Raw genomic sequence first — 17,502 nt, 5'->3', positions numbered from 1 at the left:
TTTGCAAGACGAACCCGGTATACTTCAAATTAGTAAAGTTTTGACGTCAAAAAATAGGCGCAGGGAGTAAGGCTGTCAGGGCAGACATTTCGCATTGACGTATAAGTTGATACGACAAGGTGCCCTTGTCTGGAGAGTAAACATGTCCCAGGACCCCAAGGTGGTTTCCATCAAGCCCAATCTGGCGGCGCGTGCGTCGGCAGGTGCCTCCTTGTTGCCGACGCCGCTACTGACGGTCCGGGATCAAACCACCGGCTATTTGCAGCAAGGCCTTGGCGATGTTTTCGACAAGGCGGACGACGCGCTGTTTGAGATGGCCGACAAGGCTGCAAGCAATGCCGAGCAGACCCTGTTCTTTGAAGCCATGCGCAGCGTTCGCCTGCAGCGCGCCAACCTGATTCGAAAAACCTGCGACGGCGTGGTGTTGGCTGCCGAGCAGCTGGCCAGTGATGCGCCTGCTCCCGTGCAGGCGGTGTCCTTTGAACTGGATTCGCTGTCGCTGGTGCAGCCAGACGAGCTGGAGCAGTCGGTTGCCGTCGATGGCATGATTAGCCGTGTGGTTGCGCGTAATCAGACAGGCTTGAGCCACCTTGCGCTGCGGGTCAACAGTCTGGCCAGAAAGCGTGTAGATGAGCGTAATTGCCCCTTTGCTCCTGCCCCGCTGATCGAGCACTTTGCCGACGCCTTGCAGGCGCTGGATATCAATATCAAGGTGCGGCTGATCATCCTGAAGCTGTTTGAGCGTTGCGTGCTCAACGGTATCGATAGTCTCTATGAATCCCTTAATGATGCGCTGGTCAACGCTGGTGTGATGCCTGATCTGCGGCTGGCGCCGGTGGCGCAAACCCGTCGCCCGGTGGCCCCACGTGGCACTGGCGAGGGGCGCGTCGATGCACCAGCCCCTGGCCCTGCGCGTGCCGGCTATGGTAGCGAGGAGCAGCAGGAAGTGCTGGGGCTGTTCAGCGAGCTGATTGGCAAGTGGCGCATGACCAGCGGCGATATGGCGCTGTCCGGATTGTCTGGCGCCTCTGCGGTGCCGATGCAGAGCAATGAGCTGCTGCAGGTCTTGTCGAGCGTGTCGCCCGAGCACCTTACCCGTGATGCCGGAAGTGCTGGCCTGCGCCAGCAGATCCAGGCGCTGCTGCAAGAGCAGCGCAAGAGTCACGGCGGTGGCAAAACCGTGGCGCGAGTGGATGATGACGTCATCAGTCTGGTCTCCATGCTGTTTGACTTCATTCTGGAGGATCGTGAGCTGCCGTCGGCGGTGAAAGTGCTGATTACCCGTTTGCAGCTGCCCGTGCTGCGGGTGGCCATTGTCGACAAGAGTTTTTTCAGCCGTGCCTCGCACCCGGCGCGCCGCCTGCTAAACGAGTTATCGCGGGCCACGATGGGGTGGAATGAGCACGACGACTTGCGGCGTGATCAGTTGCATGCGCTGCTGGAAGATATCGTCGAGCAGCTGTTGGCTGAGGCTGAGCCCGACGCGGCGTTGTTCGACAGCCTCAACCAGCGTTTGGCCGAGTTTCTGCGTACTGAACAGCGCCGTGCCGAGCGTATTGAGCAGCGTACTCGGGATGCTGAAGAAGGGCGTGCGCGTATTCAGGCGGCACGCAGCGAGGTGGCGCGCGAGATCAACGGGTTGCTGGTTGGGCGTACGCTGCCGGTTACGCTGGTGGACCTGCTGCGCGATACTTGGAGCCAGGTTATGCAGATGGTCTTCCTGCGCGAGGGCGGGGAGTCCATGGCCTGGCAGCAGGCGCGAGATACTGCCATGGCCTTGGTGGTCAGTGTCGAGCCGGTAGATGAGGCGGGTCGTGAGCTGCGCATTGAACAAAACCGCCAGACGGAGGCGGCCTTGCGCGGCGGACTGGAGCTGCTGGGCCTGGATGCCGCTGCCATTGTCGCTCAGTTGCAGGCAGTGGCGCAGTCGCAACGCGCCGCGCTGGCACTGGCGGAAAAGCCCCAGCGGCTCCCAGAGAATGCAGCTCCGGATGCCGAGGCTCCGATGCAGGCGCCGGTCGTCGAGCTATCGCCGTCTGATGCTGAGGAGCGGGAGCCGGCGCCGCAACCGGAGCAAGAGCCGGTTGTCGTTGCAGCGGTGCACATCGAGCAGCCCGTGCTGGCGCAGGAAGAGCTCGAGACGCCGGTTGAAACAGTGGATGACCTGCCGAGTGTCGGCGCGCAACGCTGGATCGAAAGTCTTGGTACCGGTTGCTGGTTCCAGTTGCAGCCGGTTGATGGCAAGGCCGGCCAGCGCTGTAAGCTGGCGGCAATCATCAGCTTCAGTGGCAAGTACATCTTTGTGAACCGCAATGGTTTGAAAGTGGCCGAGTTCGGTCGACAGGAGCTGGCACGTTGTTTTGACGAGGGGCGCATCAGCCTGCTGGATGAAAACCAGTTGTTTGATCGGGCGCTGGAGTCGGTGATCGGCAATCTGCGGCAGCTGCAGGCAAAATCCTGACCCCCTGATGCAGGCCGCTTCACGGCCTGTTAGCATGTGCCCTGGGTAGCAGCGGAGAAGGGCGGCATGCGAGTGCAGGACGGTTGGCTTGAAGGCGTGGTGCGTTGTCCCTCAGCACACTGCAATGCGCGCCCGCACGGCGAGGTGTCGCTACTCGTTATCCACAACATCAGTCTGCCGCCCGGGCAGTTTGGTGGTGGGTACGTCCAATCTTTCTTCCGCGGCCAGCTGGATCTTGCCGCACATCCCTATTTCGCCGAGATCGCTGCGCTGCGCGTATCGGCGCACTTTCTGATCGAGCGCAGTGGCGCTATTACCCAGTTTGTATCCTGCGACGAGCGCGCCTGGCACGCGGGCGCGTCTCGTTATGGTGGCCGTGAAAACTGTAACGATTTTTCCATCGGTATCGAGCTCGAAGGCACGGATGAGCTGCCTTACACTGAGCATCAGTATGGCGCGCTGCTGGCCCTGACCCAGGCGCTACAGCAGGCCTATCCAGCGATTACCAATAGCCGTATCACCGGCCACGAGTTTATCGCTCCGGGCCGCAAGACCGATCCGGGTGCCGCTTTCAAGTGGCATCGTTACCTGGCTGCGCTGACAACCCCGAAAGGAATCTGAATGCACTTTCTTGCCCTGCTACTGGTTTGCCTGTTGATGTGGTGCACGCCGCTTCGCCGTGCCTTGCCACTGGATATCCCGCAGTTGTGGGTGGCCTTCGCTGAGCGCCGAATCGCGCATCGACCGCTGGTCGGTCTGGCGCTGCTGTTGGTGCCGCTGTTGCCGGTGGCGTTGCTGCAGGCTTGGCTGGTGACGCAGGGCTGGGGTCTTCTCACGCTGCTGTTCTATGTTCTGGTGTTGCTTGCCTGTATGGGTAGAAGCGACCCGCTGGGCCGCATGACGGAAAGGTTTGAGGCTGCGCTGGCACGGGGCGATGTTGAGGCGGCGGCGCTGGTGGCCGAGCATGAGCAGGGCGTGCTTGGGGGGGATTCGGCTGATGTGCTGGCGGCAATGCGTGCCGTACTGGTGCGCGAGATACTGCACGGTTATGTCGTGACTGTGTTCTGGTTTGTTTTGCTTGGCCCGGTGGGAGCGCTGGGCTATCGTCTGCTGCGCTTGCGCCTGGCGCAGGATGCACCAGCTGGCGAGCCGGTTACCGCACTGGCGCACGCCCTTGAGTGGCTGCCAGCGCGTCTGCTGGCAGCCAGCTTTGCGCTGGTTGGCCACTTTGATCACGTACGCCAGGTGTTGGCAGATGCGCTGCTCAGCTGGGATGTCAGTGCCGATGACCTGGTTGCCCGTACCGCAGAGGCGGCGTTGACAGGGGGGGAGGGGCGCTTGGCCGATGAGGCGGACAGTGGTGCGCTGGCCGATACCCGCACCTTGCTCAAGCGTGCTTTGCTGGCGTGGGCGGTGGTGCTTGCCCTGCTGGCGGTATTGGGCTGATAACTCAGGTGCAGTAAAGTTGTTGTTATTGAGGCCGATAGCGTCAACATGAGACAGTAAACGACGGGGCGCAGGGCATGCATGCTCCCGTCGGCGGATAACACTAGAACAATCAGCGCCAGGTCAGCTGGCGTATAGCCCAAACCGCAGGGCAGTACACTTAGGAGAACACTCGGGTGAATAGTCTTCTGGCGCCTGCCATCGCGTTGATGAATCGACTCAGCTACGGCATGAAGTTCTGCTTGATCAGCGTCCTGTTTTTTGTCCCCCTTGGTATTGTCAGCACCTTGCTGGTGCAGGAGTCCTATGAGCGTGTCGAGGTGACTCGTCATGCGCTGGATAGCCTGGAGGTTGTGCAGGGCGTGTCAAAAGCCATGCGCAGTGCCGAGCTGGTGCGCGATCTGGATGTCGTCAACCTGCGCATTGGGCAGGGTGGCGAGTCATCCGGTATCGAAGAGCGCCTGACCGAGCTGCGCGGTGATTTGCTGCAGCAACTGCGTGACCTGCCGCTGGATGCCGACGATCCGGCAGCCACCGATGTGCTGCAGATGCGCGATCAGTTGATTGCCAGCTATGAAGAGATTGCCCGGGAGTCGATTATTTCGCGCAGCGGAATGTCCGCCCAGGCGCTGGACAGTCTGGGCAGCCTGCTCAATCTCACAGCGGCCTACGCCGGCCTGCCGCAAGACTTCGACCGTAACGTACGTCAGCTGACCGAGCTGCTTATCGCCACGACACCTCAGGTCACCTCGACCTTGGGGCAGGGGCGTGCAACCGGCGCCTACTCCATGGGGCTGGGCTTTCTCAACTCTGACGCCAGCCGGGAGATGGATGAGCTGGTGACGCTTCTGCAGAAGTTGGGTACCGATTACCAGCAGGCACTGGATCAATCTGTGGGGGCAACCGGTAATGCCGCACTGCAGGCTGCGGCAGCGCGCAGCCGCGAAAGCATTGATAACGCCTCGCTGATCTTTGAGGAAGACATCATTATCGCTGCTTCGCTGGACAGCACCTGGAGCGCGTTCTTTGATCGGATCACCAGCGAAGTCGATGCTACCTACACGCTGAAAACGGCGATTTTTGATTATCTTGGCGCACAGCTGGACCGGCGCCTGGCGCAGAACGAGCGGGCGATGATGGTGCTGATCGTTGCGCTGTTGGGCGTGGGGCTTGTCATTATCTATCTGTATGCCGGCTTCTACATGGCGACCCGCCGCACCCTCAAGCGGCTGTCGCAGCAGATGGGGCAGGTCGCCCGTGGCGACATGACCGTGCAGGTAGAGGTGGACAGCCGCGACGAGCTGGGTGCGCTTGCCAGTGATTTCAACAATACCGTTCAGCGTGTACGCGAGCTGATTCAGCAGGTCAGCGCCACCTCCGGGCAGGTGCAGGGGCAATCGCGCGAGGTCGAGCAGATTTCCGCCGAGAGCAGCCAGTCGGTGGCAGCGCAACGCAGCCAGATCGAGCAGGTGGCAACCGCCATGAACGAAATGGCCGCCACGTCTCAGGAAGTGGCGCGTAGTGCCGCGCTGGCGGTGAACAACGCCGAGCAGGTCAATACCGAGACGCTCAATGGGCGTCGTCTGGTCGAGTCCTCTGTGGATGGTATCGAGAAACTGGCGGGTGAGATTGCGAACTCGGTACGCGTGATCAATCAGCTGGCCGAGGACAGTGCATCGATTAGCCGGGTGCTGGACGTGATCAAGGGCGTTGCCGAGCAAACCAACCTGCTGGCGCTCAATGCGGCCATTGAGGCGGCCCGGGCCGGCGAGCAGGGCCGTGGCTTTGCCGTCGTCGCCGATGAGGTCCGCACCCTGGCCCGTCGCACTCAACAGTCAACCGAAGAAATCGAGCAGATGATTGTGCGCCTGCAAGACGGCGTAGGCGCCGCAGTGCGAGCCATGGACAGCAGTCACGGTATGACGGCCTCCACGGTGGATGCGTCGCTGCGTGTGCAGCAGGGGCTCGACAGTATTCTCAAGGCGGTGACCCAGATTGTTGACCAGAGCCAGCAGATTGCTGCAGCGGCCGAGCAGCAGACGGTGGTCAGCCACGATATCGATCAGAATATCGTGCAGATCAACGAAGCAGGCGAGCGCACCGCAGAGGGCGCGCGCCGGGCGGAGGACGCCAGTGGCCGCATGGGTCAGCTGGTACAGTCGCTGCAGGGTATCATCAACGCTTTCAAGGTCTAGGCTGGCGTCGCACGCCGGCAAGCGGCGCCGTGCTCAGGCCTCTGGCTTGGGCTTAGGCGCCCAGAGTACTTCTTCGGTCGCCTGCAGTCGCGCGATGCTGCGAGCGACCACAAACAGCAGGTCAGACAGGCGGTTGAGATAAATTGCCGACTGATTGTTGACCTCCTCCTGCACCGCCAATCCCAGATAGTGACGTTCCGCACGGCGGCATACGCTGCGCACCAGGTGCGCCTGCGCAATCAGCGGCGAGCCGCCCGGCAGGATGAAATTTTCCAGCGGTGGCAGCGATGCGTTGTAGTGATCAATCAGCGCTTCCAGTGCCGTGACATCGCTGGCGTCAATGATGTCATGGCCGGGCACGGCCAGCTCGCCACCCAGGTCGAACAGGCGGTGCTGCAGTGGCACCAGGTGGGTTTTCAACGCGCTCAGTTCGGGCGCCTCCAACTGACTTAGCAGCAGGCCAAGCTGACAATTGAGTTCGTCGACATCGCCCATCGCCTCGACGCGTGGATGGTCTTTGCTGATGCGCTCGCCGTTGGCCAGGCCGGTTTCGCCGCCGTCGCCGGTGCGCGTATAGAGTTTGCTGAGGCGATAGCCCATGAAATGCTCTCCGGTTGAGTGGGAATGTCGAGTCTAACCCGCCAGCGCTCAGTCGGTGGGTAGCTGATGCCGTCGCAGACAGTCTTTAGCTGCGTCGAGCAAACGTTCCAGTGCGGGTACTTGCAGACCGTCCTGACGCGCCTGGCGACAGGTGTAGCCAAGGATGTAGTCGATTTCGGTACGCCGGCCTGCGTGCAGATCCTGACGCATGGAAGAGCTGTTGGCTGCGGTGCTGCGAATGACGTCGTGCACCAAGGGGGCAAGTTCTTCTGTTACGCCTTGCGCACGCAGCAGCTCCTGCAGTTCGGTCAGGCAGGTGTCCAGCCAGGGGCCGGCCCGTGTTGGTACCTCGCCGTTGTGGCAGTTGTAGATCAGGGTAAAGGGGTTGATGGCGCAGTTGATTGCCAGCTTGCGCCACAGCGTTGGCATGATCGGGGTCTGCCAGCGCCAGTCGAACAGGACGGGCGGGAGACGGTTGAACCATTCCGGGCACGGCGCGCCGCTGTCGAGCGGACCAACCACGGTGCTGCCCCGTCCAGCCCAGGTCAACTCGCCCGGCGCCGGTTGCCAGGCGCCGTCGGTCACGCTGGCGGCGAACACCTGCTGCGCCCGGCAGGCCTGAGCGACGGCCTGCTGGGAGCCAAGGCCGTTTTGCAGCATCAGGATGTCGCCGGCCGGGCGCAGCCGATGCCGTAGCTGCCTGACTGCCTCAAGCGCGGCGTGTGCCTTGGTGGCGACGATCAGGTGGCGGATCATCCGCGTGGTATCGGGCGTTTCAAAATTCAGCGTCAGCGCGTGGTTGCCGTTGCCGTCGTTGAACAGCAGGCGGTTGTTGCGCTGCTGCCAGGCTTCCAGTTGCTGGGCGTTGCGCACGATCACCCGGCAGGCGATACCGGCTTGCTGCAGGCGCGCGGCCCAGAGCAGGCCGAGGCTGCCGGCACCAAGTATGTAGAGCATGGGCTCAGGACAGCCGGGTTTCGGTAATCAGATTGGTTTCGTAAGCTTCGGTCAGTTTGGTCTCGACCTGCTCAAGCATCTGTTGCGGATCGGGCAGTGCCTGCTTGTCGGTCAAGGTGCACAGCACCATGCCGGCGCGAATGGACAGATACCCTTCGCTGGTCTTGAAGGCCTTGAGGTTCAGGCCATCGTGCAGCCGGCGGAAGCTGGCGGGCTTCAGGTCGGCTGCTTCTTCAGCTAGGGTAACGATGGCAAAGGCATTGCTGTCGACCCGCGCGATGACGTCGGTCGGACGCACGAGTTGCTGCAGGCGGCGTGCGGTGCCGCGGAGCACTTCCTGGCGTACGGTATCGCCAAAGCGCTCGCTCAGGTTGGGCAGGTTTTGTACGCCCATGACCACCAGGCAGCAGGCGCCGCCGCGCGACTCGACGCTGCGCAGGGCGTCGCTCAGGCGCTGCAGCAGATAGCGACGGTTGCCAATGGCGGTCAGGCGATCAACCAGATTGTGCTCTTCCAGCTGGGCATTGTTGGTAGCCAGCAGCCGGTTTTCATCCAGCAGGCGGTTGATCAGCTGAGAGGTGCGGTCGGCAGCGTAAATGCGGGGTAGCAATTGCTCGTTCATCGACGACTTGCTGATGAAGTCGTCGACGCCGCGATCAAAGGCCTCGCTGAGCACGTTGTCACCTTCGCGGGCGGTCAGCAGTACCACGTAGGTGTAATGGTCGGTTTGCTCGTCCAGTTGACGGATGCGGGTGGTCAGCTCCAGGCCGTCCATCTCGGGCATCAGCCAATCGGCGACCATGACGCTGGCGGGACGCTCTTCATGCATGCTCAAGGCATCCATGGCCGAGCTGGCGAAGCGAATGTCGTTATAGCCGGCCTGGCTCAGTGTGTGGCCGATGACCGCGCTACTGAACTTGGTGTCATCCACCACCAGAATACTGAGTTGGGGATTCGGCATGAGGTGCTCCCTGCTGGACGTTGACCAATCTCGTTATAATGCCACGAGGGTATACTGTTGTTTTGCAATCAACATCATATATTTGCGATTTAGGGGTAGATGCATGCCGTCCTTTGACGTGGTGTCCGAACTGGACAAACATGAAGTGACCAACGCGGTGGATAATGCCAAGAAGGAACTGGAGCGGCGCTACGATCTGCGCGGTAAGGGCAGCTTCGAGTTCAACGACAAGCAGCAGCAGATCACCCTGATCGGTGATGCCGACTTTCAGCTCGATCAGATGATGCAGATTCTCGAGCTGAGTCTGACCAAACGCAACATCGATATCCGCTGCCTGAAGGCCAATGAACCCTTTGCCTCAGGCAAGCAGGTCAAGCAGACTGTGGAGCTCAAGGAAGGTATCGACAAGGAACTTGCCAAGAAAATCGTTGCCTTGGTCAAGGACGCCAAGCTCAAGGTACAGGCAGCTATCCAGGGTGAACAGGTACGGGTAACGGGCAAGAAGCGTGACGACCTGCAGGATGTGATGGCGCTGCTGCGCGCTAGCGAGCTGGAGATGCCGCTGCAGTACAACAATTTTCGCGACTGAATTTCAGTCGGATATTTTTAGAAGCAAAAGGGGAATGTAATGGAGCAATTGATGGAAAAGCTGCAGGGGCTGGAGGAAGCCTGGCTGCCGCTGGTGATTGAGTATGGCAGCAAGCTGTTTCTGGCCCTGCTGACGCTTGTCATTGGCTGGTGGCTGATTGGTCGCGTGGTCAAGGCGATGGACACCGTGATGAACAAGCGCAACGTCGAGCCTACACTACACGGCTTTGTGTCCGCGCTGGTCTCGATTGCGCTGAAAGTCCTGCTGCTGATCACCGTTGCCGGCATGATCGGTATCGAAACTACCTCGTTCATCGCTATGTTGGGTGCTGCCGGTCTGGCCGTTGGTCTGGCCTTGCAGGGCAGTCTGGCCAACTTCGCCGGGGGCGCGTTGATTCTGTTTCTGCGTCCGTTCCGTGCCGGTGAGTACATCGAGGCGCAGGGCGTTGGCGGTACCGTCGACAGCATTCAGATTTTCAACACCGTCCTGAAGACGCCGGACAACAAGACCGTCATCATCCCGAACGGTAGCCTGTCCAACGGCAACATCATCAATTACTCGCGTCAGCCGACCCGTCGGGTGGATCTGAACATCGGCATCGATTACGGCGATGACGTGAAGAAGGCCCGCTCCATTCTGCTCGGTCTGGCCGCCGCCGACAGCCGCGTGCTGAAGGATCCGGAGGCCGTGGTCTGGCTGGTGTCACTGGGCGACAACTCAGTCAATCTGTCGCTGCGCATGTGGACCAAGACCGAAGACTTCTGGGGCGTATTCTGGGACATCCAGGAGCAGGCCAAGGAAGCCTTCGACGCGCAGGGGATCACCATTCCCTTCCCGCAGCGCACCGTGCACATGGTTACCGAAGCGGCAGCAGAGTAATCGTCAGCGCTGTACAGAAAACCCGGCTCGTGCCGGGTTTTATGCGTTATGTCCTGTGCTTTTGCGGCGCTCAGTCGATGCCAGGGCGAGCAACCCGATCCGGATGTGCCAGCTTGAGCAGGGCGAAGGCCAGGATGATCGCCGGCAGACCGGTCAATGCCGTCACGCAGAAGAAGCCGACCCAGCCCAGCTGCGTGGCCAGCAGGCCGGTAAAGCCGGCGGCGAATTGTCCGGGCAGGGTCATCAGTGAGCTGAACAGCGCGTATTGGGTGGCGGTATAGGCGGTGTTGGTCAGGCTCGACAGATAGGCGATGAACACGGAGATGGCCAGGCCGCCGGTGATGTTGTCGGCAATGATGGCCAGCACCAGCCCCTGTGGCTCGGGGCCAATATAGGCCAGCCAGGCAAACACCAGGTTGGTTGCCGGTGCCATAAAGGCAGTCAGGATCAGAATCGGCGCAATGCCAAAGCGCGCGACCATAAAACCGCCCAGGGCCGCACCGCCCAGAGTCATGGCGAGGCCGAAGGCGGCGGCGATATTGGCGATCTGTTCCTTGCTGAAGCCGATATCCAGGTAAAAGGGATTGGCCATGGTGCCCATGAAAATGTCGCTGATGCGGAAGGTGGCGACAAACAGCAGAATGACAATGGCAACGCGCCCGTAGCGGCCGAAGAACTCGGTGAAGGGGGCGACAAAGGCGTTGGTTGCCCATTGCGAGAGCGCTCCGCGCCAGCCGTTGCCGGTGGTGCCGAGCTGCTGACTGAGGGCGCGCTCGGCGATCTCTGCGTCCTGGTTGGCATGCACCTCGGGCTCGGCGATGCACAGCGTGGTGACCAGCCCCACCAGCATCAGTCCAGCCATCAGCGCATAAGCGCTGCTCCAGTCTTGCAGGGCGGCGATATGCAGGGCGCCAGCGCCCGCTGCCAGAATCGCCACGCGGTAGCCGGTCACGTAGGTGGCGGCCATCGCCGCCTGTCGGTGGCGTGCTTCGGCCTCGACCCGGTAGGCGTCGATGGCGACATCCTGGGTCGCCGAGCCAAAGGCGGCCAGCACCGCCCAGAGCGCAACCCACTCCAGGTTTTCCAGGGGGTTGCTCAGTGACATACCAAGCAGCGCGCCGGCTATCACCAGCTGCGCCAGCAGCATCCAGCTGCGGCGGCGGCCGAGCAGCCGCGTCAGCACCGGTACGGGTAGACGGTCAATCAGCGGGGCCCACAGCACCTTGATTGAGTGGGCCATGCCGACCCAGCTGAGAAAGCCGATGGAGGCCAGCTCCACGCCGATGTCGCGCAGCCAGGCGCTGAAGGTGCCGCCAACCAGCAGCAGTGGCAAGCCCGCGGAAAAGCCGAGGAACAGCATGCCGATGACGCGTGGCTTGAGGTAGACTCGCAGCCCCTCGTGGGCTGGCTGGGGGGGTTGCCGAGAAGTGTCGAGACTCATGGGTGTCCTTGTTGCGGCGGCTCAGACATCTGGCCAGCCATAGTGTTGCAGGTTGACGCGACCACTGCGCACCAGCACGCCTTCGGCGCTCAGGCGTGCCCGTTGTTCCTGTCCTGCTGGTGTATCGGCGCCCAGCGACAGCCTGCCCTGGCTATTGAGCACGCGATGCCATGGCAGGCGTGAGCCCTCAGGCAGCTGCCCCAGCCAGCGCCCGACCAGGCGTGCGCCGCGGCCCAGTCCTGCCAGCTCAGCCAGCTTGCCGTAGCTGGTAACGCGGCCCGGCGGGATGCTCGCCAGTGCCAGGAAAAAGGCGTCTCGGCGCGGGTCAGGGGGCTCGGCCCGGAACGTGCCGGACGTTTTCTGGTCTTTCATGCAAGGTTTTCTGTTTTCTCGACTATTCAGGGTATGCGTCGATGGTGTTGCGTCAGGTAGTAACAGGGTCGGTGTTGGCGGTGTTGTCGATGGGCAGTGTCGCCGATACGTTGTGGCTCGACAATGGGGATCGGGTGAGCGGCAAGGTGGAGTTTCTCGATGCAGGCAAACTGGTGCTGCGCACCGAGTACGCCGGCACGGTTTCGGTCAATATTGCTCGGGTGCGTACCTTTACCAGCGAAGAGCCGGTGCTGGTGCGCTTGAAGAACGGTAGTGAGTACACCGTGCAGTTGGCTGAGGCCGAGGAGCCGGGCCAGGTGCTGCTGCGCGTGCCCAATCGTCGCCCGGTGGCAACGCAGATCTCGTCGATTCAGCGCTTGCTGGTGCCCAGACCGGTGGTGCACGACATGGTCTGGGAAGGGGACATTACCGCAGAGTTGGACCTCAAGGATACCTCGGGTAACGAGAAGCGCGAGATCGATGTCGACCTGGCCTCCAGTCTGCAGCATGGCCGCTGGCGACATGACGTAGCGCTGGACTATGACCGTGACTATACCGATGACGTGGAGACCAGCCATACGCTGGACGCCTCCTATGATCTGAACCGCTTTCTTACCGACCAGTGGTTTTGGGCCAGCCGTCTGCGCTACAAGCGTGATCATCTGGGGGAGCTGGCGCGCCAGCGGCAATTTGGTACCGGCCCCGGTTATCAGTGGTGGAACAATGCGCTGGGGCGCTTTGAAACCTCGGTGCTGGCAAGTCGCTGGTGGACCGAGCAGCGCGACGGTACGCGCGACAAGTACGATGCATTGGGGCTGCAGTGGGATTATCGGCGCTACCTGTTCGGCAAGCGCTTCGAGTTGTTTCACAACGCAGAAACCCAGCTGCCGGATGATCCGGCGGTACGCTACCTGATGGACGCCGAGTTGGGCCTGCGCTACCGCCTGACCAATTGGGCGTCGCTGAGCATCAAAGGGGAGTGGGATTATCTCAACACCACGGATGACACCGGGTATCACGACACCACCTACACCCTAGGGCTGGGTGTGGGCTGGTAGTTTGAGCAAACGTGCCGGCGGCGGATGCCGCCGGCAAGGACTTGGCGCCTGGGCTTAAATGCGCAGACCGCCGTCCAGTTCAAGGATGCGACCGGTGTAGTAGTCGTTCTCGAACAGGTACGCCGCAGAGTGCGCAATCTCCGCCGGTTTGCCCATGCGCTTGAGCGGAATACCCGAGGTCATCTTCTCCAGCGCCTCCGGCTTCATGCTGCCGGTCATCTCGGTTTCGATAAAGCCCGGCGCGATACCGGCAACGCGGATACCGTAGCGCGACAGCTCCTTCGCCCAGGTCACTGTCATGGCGGCCACGCCGGCCTTGGCGGCGGAGTAGTTGGACTGGCCGATGTTGCCCGCACGTGAGATGGACGAGATGTTGATGATCAGGCCTGGTGTGCCCAGCTCAATCATCTTGGCGGCCACTTCACGGGTGCCGAGGAAAACGCCGGTCAGGTTGACGTCGATCACCGACTGCCACTGCGCCATGCTCATTTTCTGAATCTGGCCGTCTTTCGCCTTCAGCAGCAGGCCGTCGCGCAGGATGCCAGCATTGTTGATCAGACCGTGAATGGCGCCAAAGTCATCGGCCACCTGGTTCACCATGTGGGTGACCTGCTCTTCGTTGGCCACGTTGCAGATATAGGAACGAGCGTCTCCACCAGCCTGCTTGCAAGCCGCAACGGCAGCATCCAGTGCCTCCTGGTTGAGGTCGACCAGCGCCAGCCTGGCGCCCTTGGCTGCCAGGAACTCGCCCATGGCCCGGCCCAGACCCTGGCCGCCGCCGGTAATGATGATCACGCTGTCTTGCAGTTGCATCAGGCACTCCTCGTAGTGGGTAGTTGAAACAGGTGCGCAAGCATGCACCAGATTCAGCCTCTTTTGAAGACCTGAACCTGCATTCAAGTCACTTTCTGACTATGTCTCGGCGTCTGCCTTCCGGGCACCCGAATGGACGGCCAACCATTGATCGACAGGAACCTTGAAAGCTGCGACGGTCATACCCATATAGGCAAAACCTGTCCATTACGAGGTGCGTATGCCCCTGTTCAGATTCCTTCTTCTGCTCCTTCCCCTGTTTGAGCTGGCCAGCCTTATTCTGCTTGGCCAGCGTGTCGGGGTAGGCGCAACCCTGCTTTGGGTGCTGGGTACCGGCCTGCTGGGCCTGGTGCTGATTCAGCGCCAGGGCTGGTCGATGCTGCAACAATTGCAGATCCGCATGGCGGAAAACCGCTCACCCTTTGCTGTGCTGAAAACCGGCATGTGGTGGTTACTGGCTGGCGTGTTGCTGATGATTCCTGGCTTGATTACCGACACCCTGGCTATTCCCTGCCTGGTCCTGGCACTGGTCTCGCGTGGAAAGCCCGCTCCGGGCGAGCCGGGCGGCCCGACGGTCTGGAAACAGGGGAATACCACCATTATTGAGGGTGAGTGGCGTGACGGCGAAGAGCCGCGTGCACCGCGGGACCAGCGAATCGAGCGCGATTGAAAAAAAATCTTTGCGCGAGGCCTTGAAATGCCCCGTCGCAGCCCCATCTATCTGACACCGGTTTGGCAGGCCCAGGAGCTCCTGGGCCTTGAACAGCGATGCGCCAACAGGCGTATCCCCCACAGCGGCTCAGGCGGCTGTGGATTTCAACGTGGAAGCGCCGGATATCCGGCATTTGAGACTTAATATTGGGAGACACACAACGATGAAAATTCGTCCGTTACACGATCGCGTAGTCGTTCGTCGCAGCGAAGAAGAAACCAAGACCGCTGGCGGTATCGTGCTGCCCGGTTCGGCCGCTGAAAAGCCGAATACCGGCGTTATCGTTGCTGTAGGTACCGGGCGTCTGCAGGACAACGGCGAAGTCCGTCCGCTGGCCGTCAAAGAAGGCGACAAGGTGGTATTCGGTCCTTACTCCGGCAACAACACCATCAAAGTCGAAGGTGAAGAGCTGCTGATCATGAGCGAGTCCGAAATCTACGGTGTAATCGAAGGCTGATCCAGCTACCGCTAACCCCTTAACGAATTCATTTGAAGGAAAGCAATCATGGCTGCAAAAGAAGTTAAATTCGGTATTTCCGGTCGCAACAAGATGCTGGACGGCGTCAACACGCTGGCCAATGCGGTAAAAGCTACTCTGGGTCCGAAGGGTCGTAACGTGCTGATCGAGCGCAGCTTCGGCGCGCCGCTGATCACCAAAGACGGCGTTTCCGTTGCCAAGGAAATCGAGCTGAAAGACAAGTTCGAAAACATGGGCGCGCAACTGGTTAAAGACGTTGCCTCCCGCGCCAATGACGACGCTGGTGACGGTACCACCACTGCCACCGTACTGGCTCAAGCCATCGTCACCGAAGGTCTGAAGGCCGTTGCTGCCGGCATGAACCCGATGGATCTCAAGCGCGGTATCGACAAAGCCACCGCCGGCATCGTTGCCGAGCTGAAAAACCTGGCCAAGCCCTGCGCCGACTCCAAGGCCATCGCTCAGGTAGGCACCATCTCCGCCAACTCTGACGAGTCCGTCGGCAGCATCATCGCTGAAGCCATGGACCGCGTCGGTAAAGAAGGCGTCATCACCGTTGAAGAAGGTTCCGGTCTGGAAAACGAGCTGTCTGTCGTAGAAGGCATGCAGTTTGACCGTGGCTACCTGTCTCCCTATTTCGTCAACAAGCCGGAAACCATGTCCGCTGACCTGGACAACCCGTACATCCTGCTGGTCGACAAGAAAATCTCCAACATCCGCGAACTGCTGCCGGTTCTGGAAGCCGTTGCCAAGGCTGGTCGTCCGCTGATGATCGTGGCAGAAGACGTTGAAGGCGAAGCGCTGGCGACTCTGGTTGTCAACAACATGCGCGGCATCGTCAAGGTTGCTGCTGTGAAGGCACCGGGCTTCGGCGACCGTCGCAAGGCCATGCTGCAGGACATCGCCATCCTGACCGGTGGTACCGTGATCAGCGAAGAAGTGGGCCTGAGCCTGGAAACCACTACCCTGGAGCACCTGGGTCAAGCCAAGAGCGTGCAGATCAACAAAGACAACTCCACTGTTGTTGACGGCGCTGGCGCCAAGGCTGATATCGAAGCTCGCGTTAACCAGATCCGCAAGCAGGTTGAAGACACTTCTTCCGACTACGACCGTGAGAAGCTGCAAGAGCGTCTGGCCAAGCTGGCTGGCGGTGTTGCCGTGATCAAGGTTGGCGCTGCTACCGAAGTGGAAATGAAAGAGAAGAAGCACCGCGTAGAAGACGCGCTGCATGCTACTCGCGCTGCGGTAGAAGAGGGCGTGGTTCCTGGCGGTGGTGTTGCCCTGGTTCGTACCCTGGCTGCCATCGACGGTCTGACTGGCGACAACGAAGACCAGAACGTGGGTATCAAGCTGCTGCGCCGCGCTGTTGAAGCGCCGCTGCGTCAGATTGTTGCCAACGCCGGTGAAGAAGCCGCTGTGGTGCTGGAGAAGGTGCGCGGTGGCGAAGGCAACTTCGGCTACAACGCTGCTACCGGCGAATACGGCGACATGATCGCCATGGGTATTCTGGACCCGGCCAAGGTCACCCGCAGCGCGCTGCAGGCTGCTGCGTCCGTAGCCAGCCTGATGATCACCACCGAAGCCATGATCGCTGAGCTGCCGGAAGAAAAGCCGGCTATGCCTGATATGGGCGGCATGGGTGGCATGGGTGGCATGGGCGGCATGATGTAAGCCAGCCTTGCCCCAAAAAAACCGGCTCTTGCAGCCGGTTTTTTTATGCCCGGAATTTTTCCAGGCAATTTATTTGTAAGAGATTTCCTACAAGGCGTGTACGCCTTTGACACTAAGGTGCGTGGGTTAGCGGTGTTTTTTGCTGTTGTTTTTGGATAAGTTATTGTTTTAAAAGGTTTTAATTTTAGCTATGGCGCGAGAATGAATGTCATTCGATGCTTGCGCTCAGTCCTAAAAAGCTTATTATCTACCCATGCGCGACGGACAGCGCTGCTCGGCAGGGAGCTTGAGCCAAGGATTTTCAGGACGATGAAGCCAGGATGGCTGGACACGGAAGGCATGAAGGGACTAAAGAGTGGGCCGGTTTACCGGCCCCTTTTTTTGCCTGAAATTTGGCTCCTTTCGCCTGAACTGTGAGCCAGATCGGTGCCGGACGGACTAAACCAAAGGCGCCCCGCGCATGATAGCGCCGCACGCAGACCTCCTGATCCAGCCAATGCTGCAGTACCCGACCGCAGGAACGGGGCAAAGCGCATGTGCACGCTATCCCCGGAACCTGCGCGACGCGCATAGAACGCCGGCTGCAAGAGCTGGCTTCTTGCGGTGAGGGCGGGTAGGGCGGACTAAGCCAGAGGCGTGTCCGCGCGTGACAGCGCCGCACGCTGACCTCCCGATCCAGCCAATGCTGCAGTAGCCGACTGCAGAAACGGGGCAAAGCACACGTGCACGCTATCCCTGGAACCTGCACAACGCGCATAAAAAAACCGGCTGCAAGAGCCGGTTTTCGAGGGGCATGCAGGTGACCTGCTTAGCGCTCCAGGTATTGCAGCTTGTCCGGTACGCCATCCCACTCTTCGGCGTCGGGCAGG

The 17,502-nt window shown here is 60.7% G+C and carries 17 protein-coding genes and 1 pseudogene; 11 read left to right on the top strand and 7 right to left on the bottom strand.

The genetic code is table 11. The annotated features are described in order from the left end of the window. Window positions 1-142: 142 nt before the first annotated feature. The 5 genes and pseudogenes from CNQ84_RS00200 to CNQ84_RS21000 all read left to right on the top strand — a co-directional run bounded on the left by CNQ84_RS00200 (window position 143) and on the right by CNQ84_RS21000 (window position 6,102). Window positions 143-2,461, top strand: a complete 2,319-nt coding sequence (locus tag CNQ84_RS00200; RefSeq protein WP_096002919.1) for a DUF1631 domain-containing protein — start codon at window positions 143-145, stop codon at window positions 2,459-2,461. Window positions 2,462-2,527: 66 nt separating this feature from the next. Next, window positions 2,528-3,082: a 1,6-anhydro-N-acetylmuramyl-L-alanine amidase AmpD gene (gene ampD / locus CNQ84_RS00195; RefSeq protein WP_096002918.1), complete on the top strand. Its 555-nt coding sequence runs from the start codon at window positions 2,528-2,530 to the stop codon at window positions 3,080-3,082. Beyond that, on the top strand, window positions 3,083-3,907 hold the full coding sequence (gene ampE / locus CNQ84_RS00190) for a regulatory signaling modulator protein AmpE (protein WP_096002917.1): 825 nt from the start codon (window positions 3,083-3,085) through the stop codon (window positions 3,905-3,907). It abuts the gene before it with no gap. Between the two features lie 209 nt (window positions 3,908-4,116). Beyond that, window positions 4,117-5,247, top strand: a pseudogene (locus CNQ84_RS21005) (HAMP domain-containing protein); the annotation flags it as partial. 141 nt (window positions 5,248-5,388) lie between these two features. Beyond that, window positions 5,389-6,102 (top strand): methyl-accepting chemotaxis protein, encoded by a 714-nt coding sequence (locus CNQ84_RS21000; protein WP_425222196.1) that lies wholly within the window; start codon window positions 5,389-5,391, stop codon window positions 6,100-6,102. A 33-nt stretch (window positions 6,103-6,135) separates the two neighbouring features. Here the strand turns inward: CNQ84_RS21000 and CNQ84_RS00180 are convergent, their stop codons facing one another. Genes CNQ84_RS00180 through CNQ84_RS00170 form a run of 3 tightly spaced genes read right to left on the bottom strand, consistent with a single transcriptional unit; the run spans window position 6,136 to window position 8,620 of the window. Further along, window positions 6,136-6,702 (bottom strand): cob(I)yrinic acid a,c-diamide adenosyltransferase, encoded by a 567-nt coding sequence (locus tag CNQ84_RS00180; RefSeq protein ID WP_096002915.1) that lies wholly within the window; start codon window positions 6,700-6,702, stop codon window positions 6,136-6,138. Window positions 6,703-6,750: 48 nt separating this feature from the next. Further along, window positions 6,751-7,659, bottom strand: coding sequence for a 2-dehydropantoate 2-reductase (locus CNQ84_RS00175; RefSeq protein ID WP_096002914.1), 909 nt, complete (start codon window positions 7,657-7,659; stop codon window positions 6,751-6,753). 4 nt (window positions 7,660-7,663) lie between these two features. Then, window positions 7,664-8,620 carry a GGDEF domain-containing response regulator gene (locus CNQ84_RS00170; protein WP_096002913.1) on the bottom strand — a complete coding sequence of 319 codons (957 nt, stop codon included), beginning with the start codon at window positions 8,618-8,620 and terminating at the stop codon, window positions 7,664-7,666. 103 nt (window positions 8,621-8,723) lie between these two features. Here CNQ84_RS00170 and CNQ84_RS00165 point away from each other — a divergent pair, with 103 nt between their 5' ends. Continuing rightward, window positions 8,724-9,209 (top strand): YajQ family cyclic di-GMP-binding protein, encoded by a 486-nt coding sequence (locus tag CNQ84_RS00165; protein ID WP_096002912.1) that lies wholly within the window; start codon window positions 8,724-8,726, stop codon window positions 9,207-9,209. Between the two features lie 39 nt (window positions 9,210-9,248). Further along, a complete protein-coding gene (locus tag CNQ84_RS00160) occupies window positions 9,249-10,088 on the top strand; it encodes a mechanosensitive ion channel family protein (RefSeq protein ID WP_096002911.1) in 840 nt (279 codons plus the stop codon). A 70-nt stretch (window positions 10,089-10,158) separates the two neighbouring features. Here CNQ84_RS00160 and CNQ84_RS00155 read toward each other — a convergent pair whose 3' ends face one another. Then, window positions 10,159-11,529: an AmpG family muropeptide MFS transporter gene (locus CNQ84_RS00155; protein ID WP_096002910.1), complete on the bottom strand. Its 1,371-nt coding sequence runs from the start codon at window positions 11,527-11,529 to the stop codon at window positions 10,159-10,161. A gap of 21 nt (window positions 11,530-11,550) precedes the next feature. Continuing rightward, entirely contained in the window at window positions 11,551-11,901 is a 351-nt protein-coding gene (locus tag CNQ84_RS00150; RefSeq protein WP_096002909.1) for an MGMT family protein, read from the bottom strand. Window positions 11,902-11,942: 41 nt separating this feature from the next. Here CNQ84_RS00150 and CNQ84_RS00145 point away from each other — a divergent pair, with 41 nt between their 5' ends. Further along, window positions 11,943-12,959, top strand: coding sequence for a DUF481 domain-containing protein (locus CNQ84_RS00145; RefSeq protein ID WP_096002908.1), 1,017 nt, complete (start codon window positions 11,943-11,945; stop codon window positions 12,957-12,959). A 54-nt stretch (window positions 12,960-13,013) separates the two neighbouring features. Here CNQ84_RS00145 and CNQ84_RS00140 read toward each other — a convergent pair whose 3' ends face one another. Then, the gene (locus CNQ84_RS00140) at window positions 13,014-13,772 is read right to left on the bottom strand and encodes an SDR family oxidoreductase (RefSeq protein ID WP_096002907.1); all 759 of its coding nucleotides are present in this window, start codon (window positions 13,770-13,772) and stop codon (window positions 13,014-13,016) included. A gap of 220 nt (window positions 13,773-13,992) precedes the next feature. On the opposite strand from CNQ84_RS00140, the gene CNQ84_RS00135 reads away from it, so the two are divergent. The 3 genes from CNQ84_RS00135 (at window position 13,993) to groL (ending at window position 16,633) form a co-directional block, all read left to right on the top strand. Continuing rightward, on the top strand, window positions 13,993-14,442 hold the full coding sequence (locus tag CNQ84_RS00135; RefSeq protein ID WP_096002906.1) for an FxsA family protein: 450 nt from the start codon (window positions 13,993-13,995) through the stop codon (window positions 14,440-14,442). Between the two features lie 205 nt (window positions 14,443-14,647). Then, entirely contained in the window at window positions 14,648-14,941 is a 294-nt protein-coding gene (locus CNQ84_RS00130) for a co-chaperone GroES (protein WP_096002905.1), read from the top strand. A 48-nt stretch (window positions 14,942-14,989) separates the two neighbouring features. Beyond that, a complete protein-coding gene (gene groL, locus CNQ84_RS00125) occupies window positions 14,990-16,633 on the top strand; it encodes a chaperonin GroEL (protein ID WP_096002904.1) in 1,644 nt (547 codons plus the stop codon). An 808-nt stretch (window positions 16,634-17,441) separates the two neighbouring features. On the opposite strand, the gene CNQ84_RS20995 is transcribed toward groL, so the two are convergent. After that, window positions 17,442-17,501 (bottom strand): DUF3470 domain-containing protein, encoded by a 60-nt coding sequence (locus CNQ84_RS20995; protein ID WP_096003328.1) that lies wholly within the window; start codon window positions 17,499-17,501, stop codon window positions 17,442-17,444. Window position 17,502 lies beyond the last annotated feature (1 nt).

Origin of the sequence: Pseudomonas abyssi (genome assembly GCF_002307495.1) — a bacterium.
GTDB classification, from domain to species: Bacteria; Pseudomonadota; Gammaproteobacteria; order Pseudomonadales; family Pseudomonadaceae; genus Halopseudomonas; species Halopseudomonas abyssi.
Note: the sequence above shows the minus strand (reverse complement) of the source record. Positions and strands in the feature narration are given on the sequence as shown.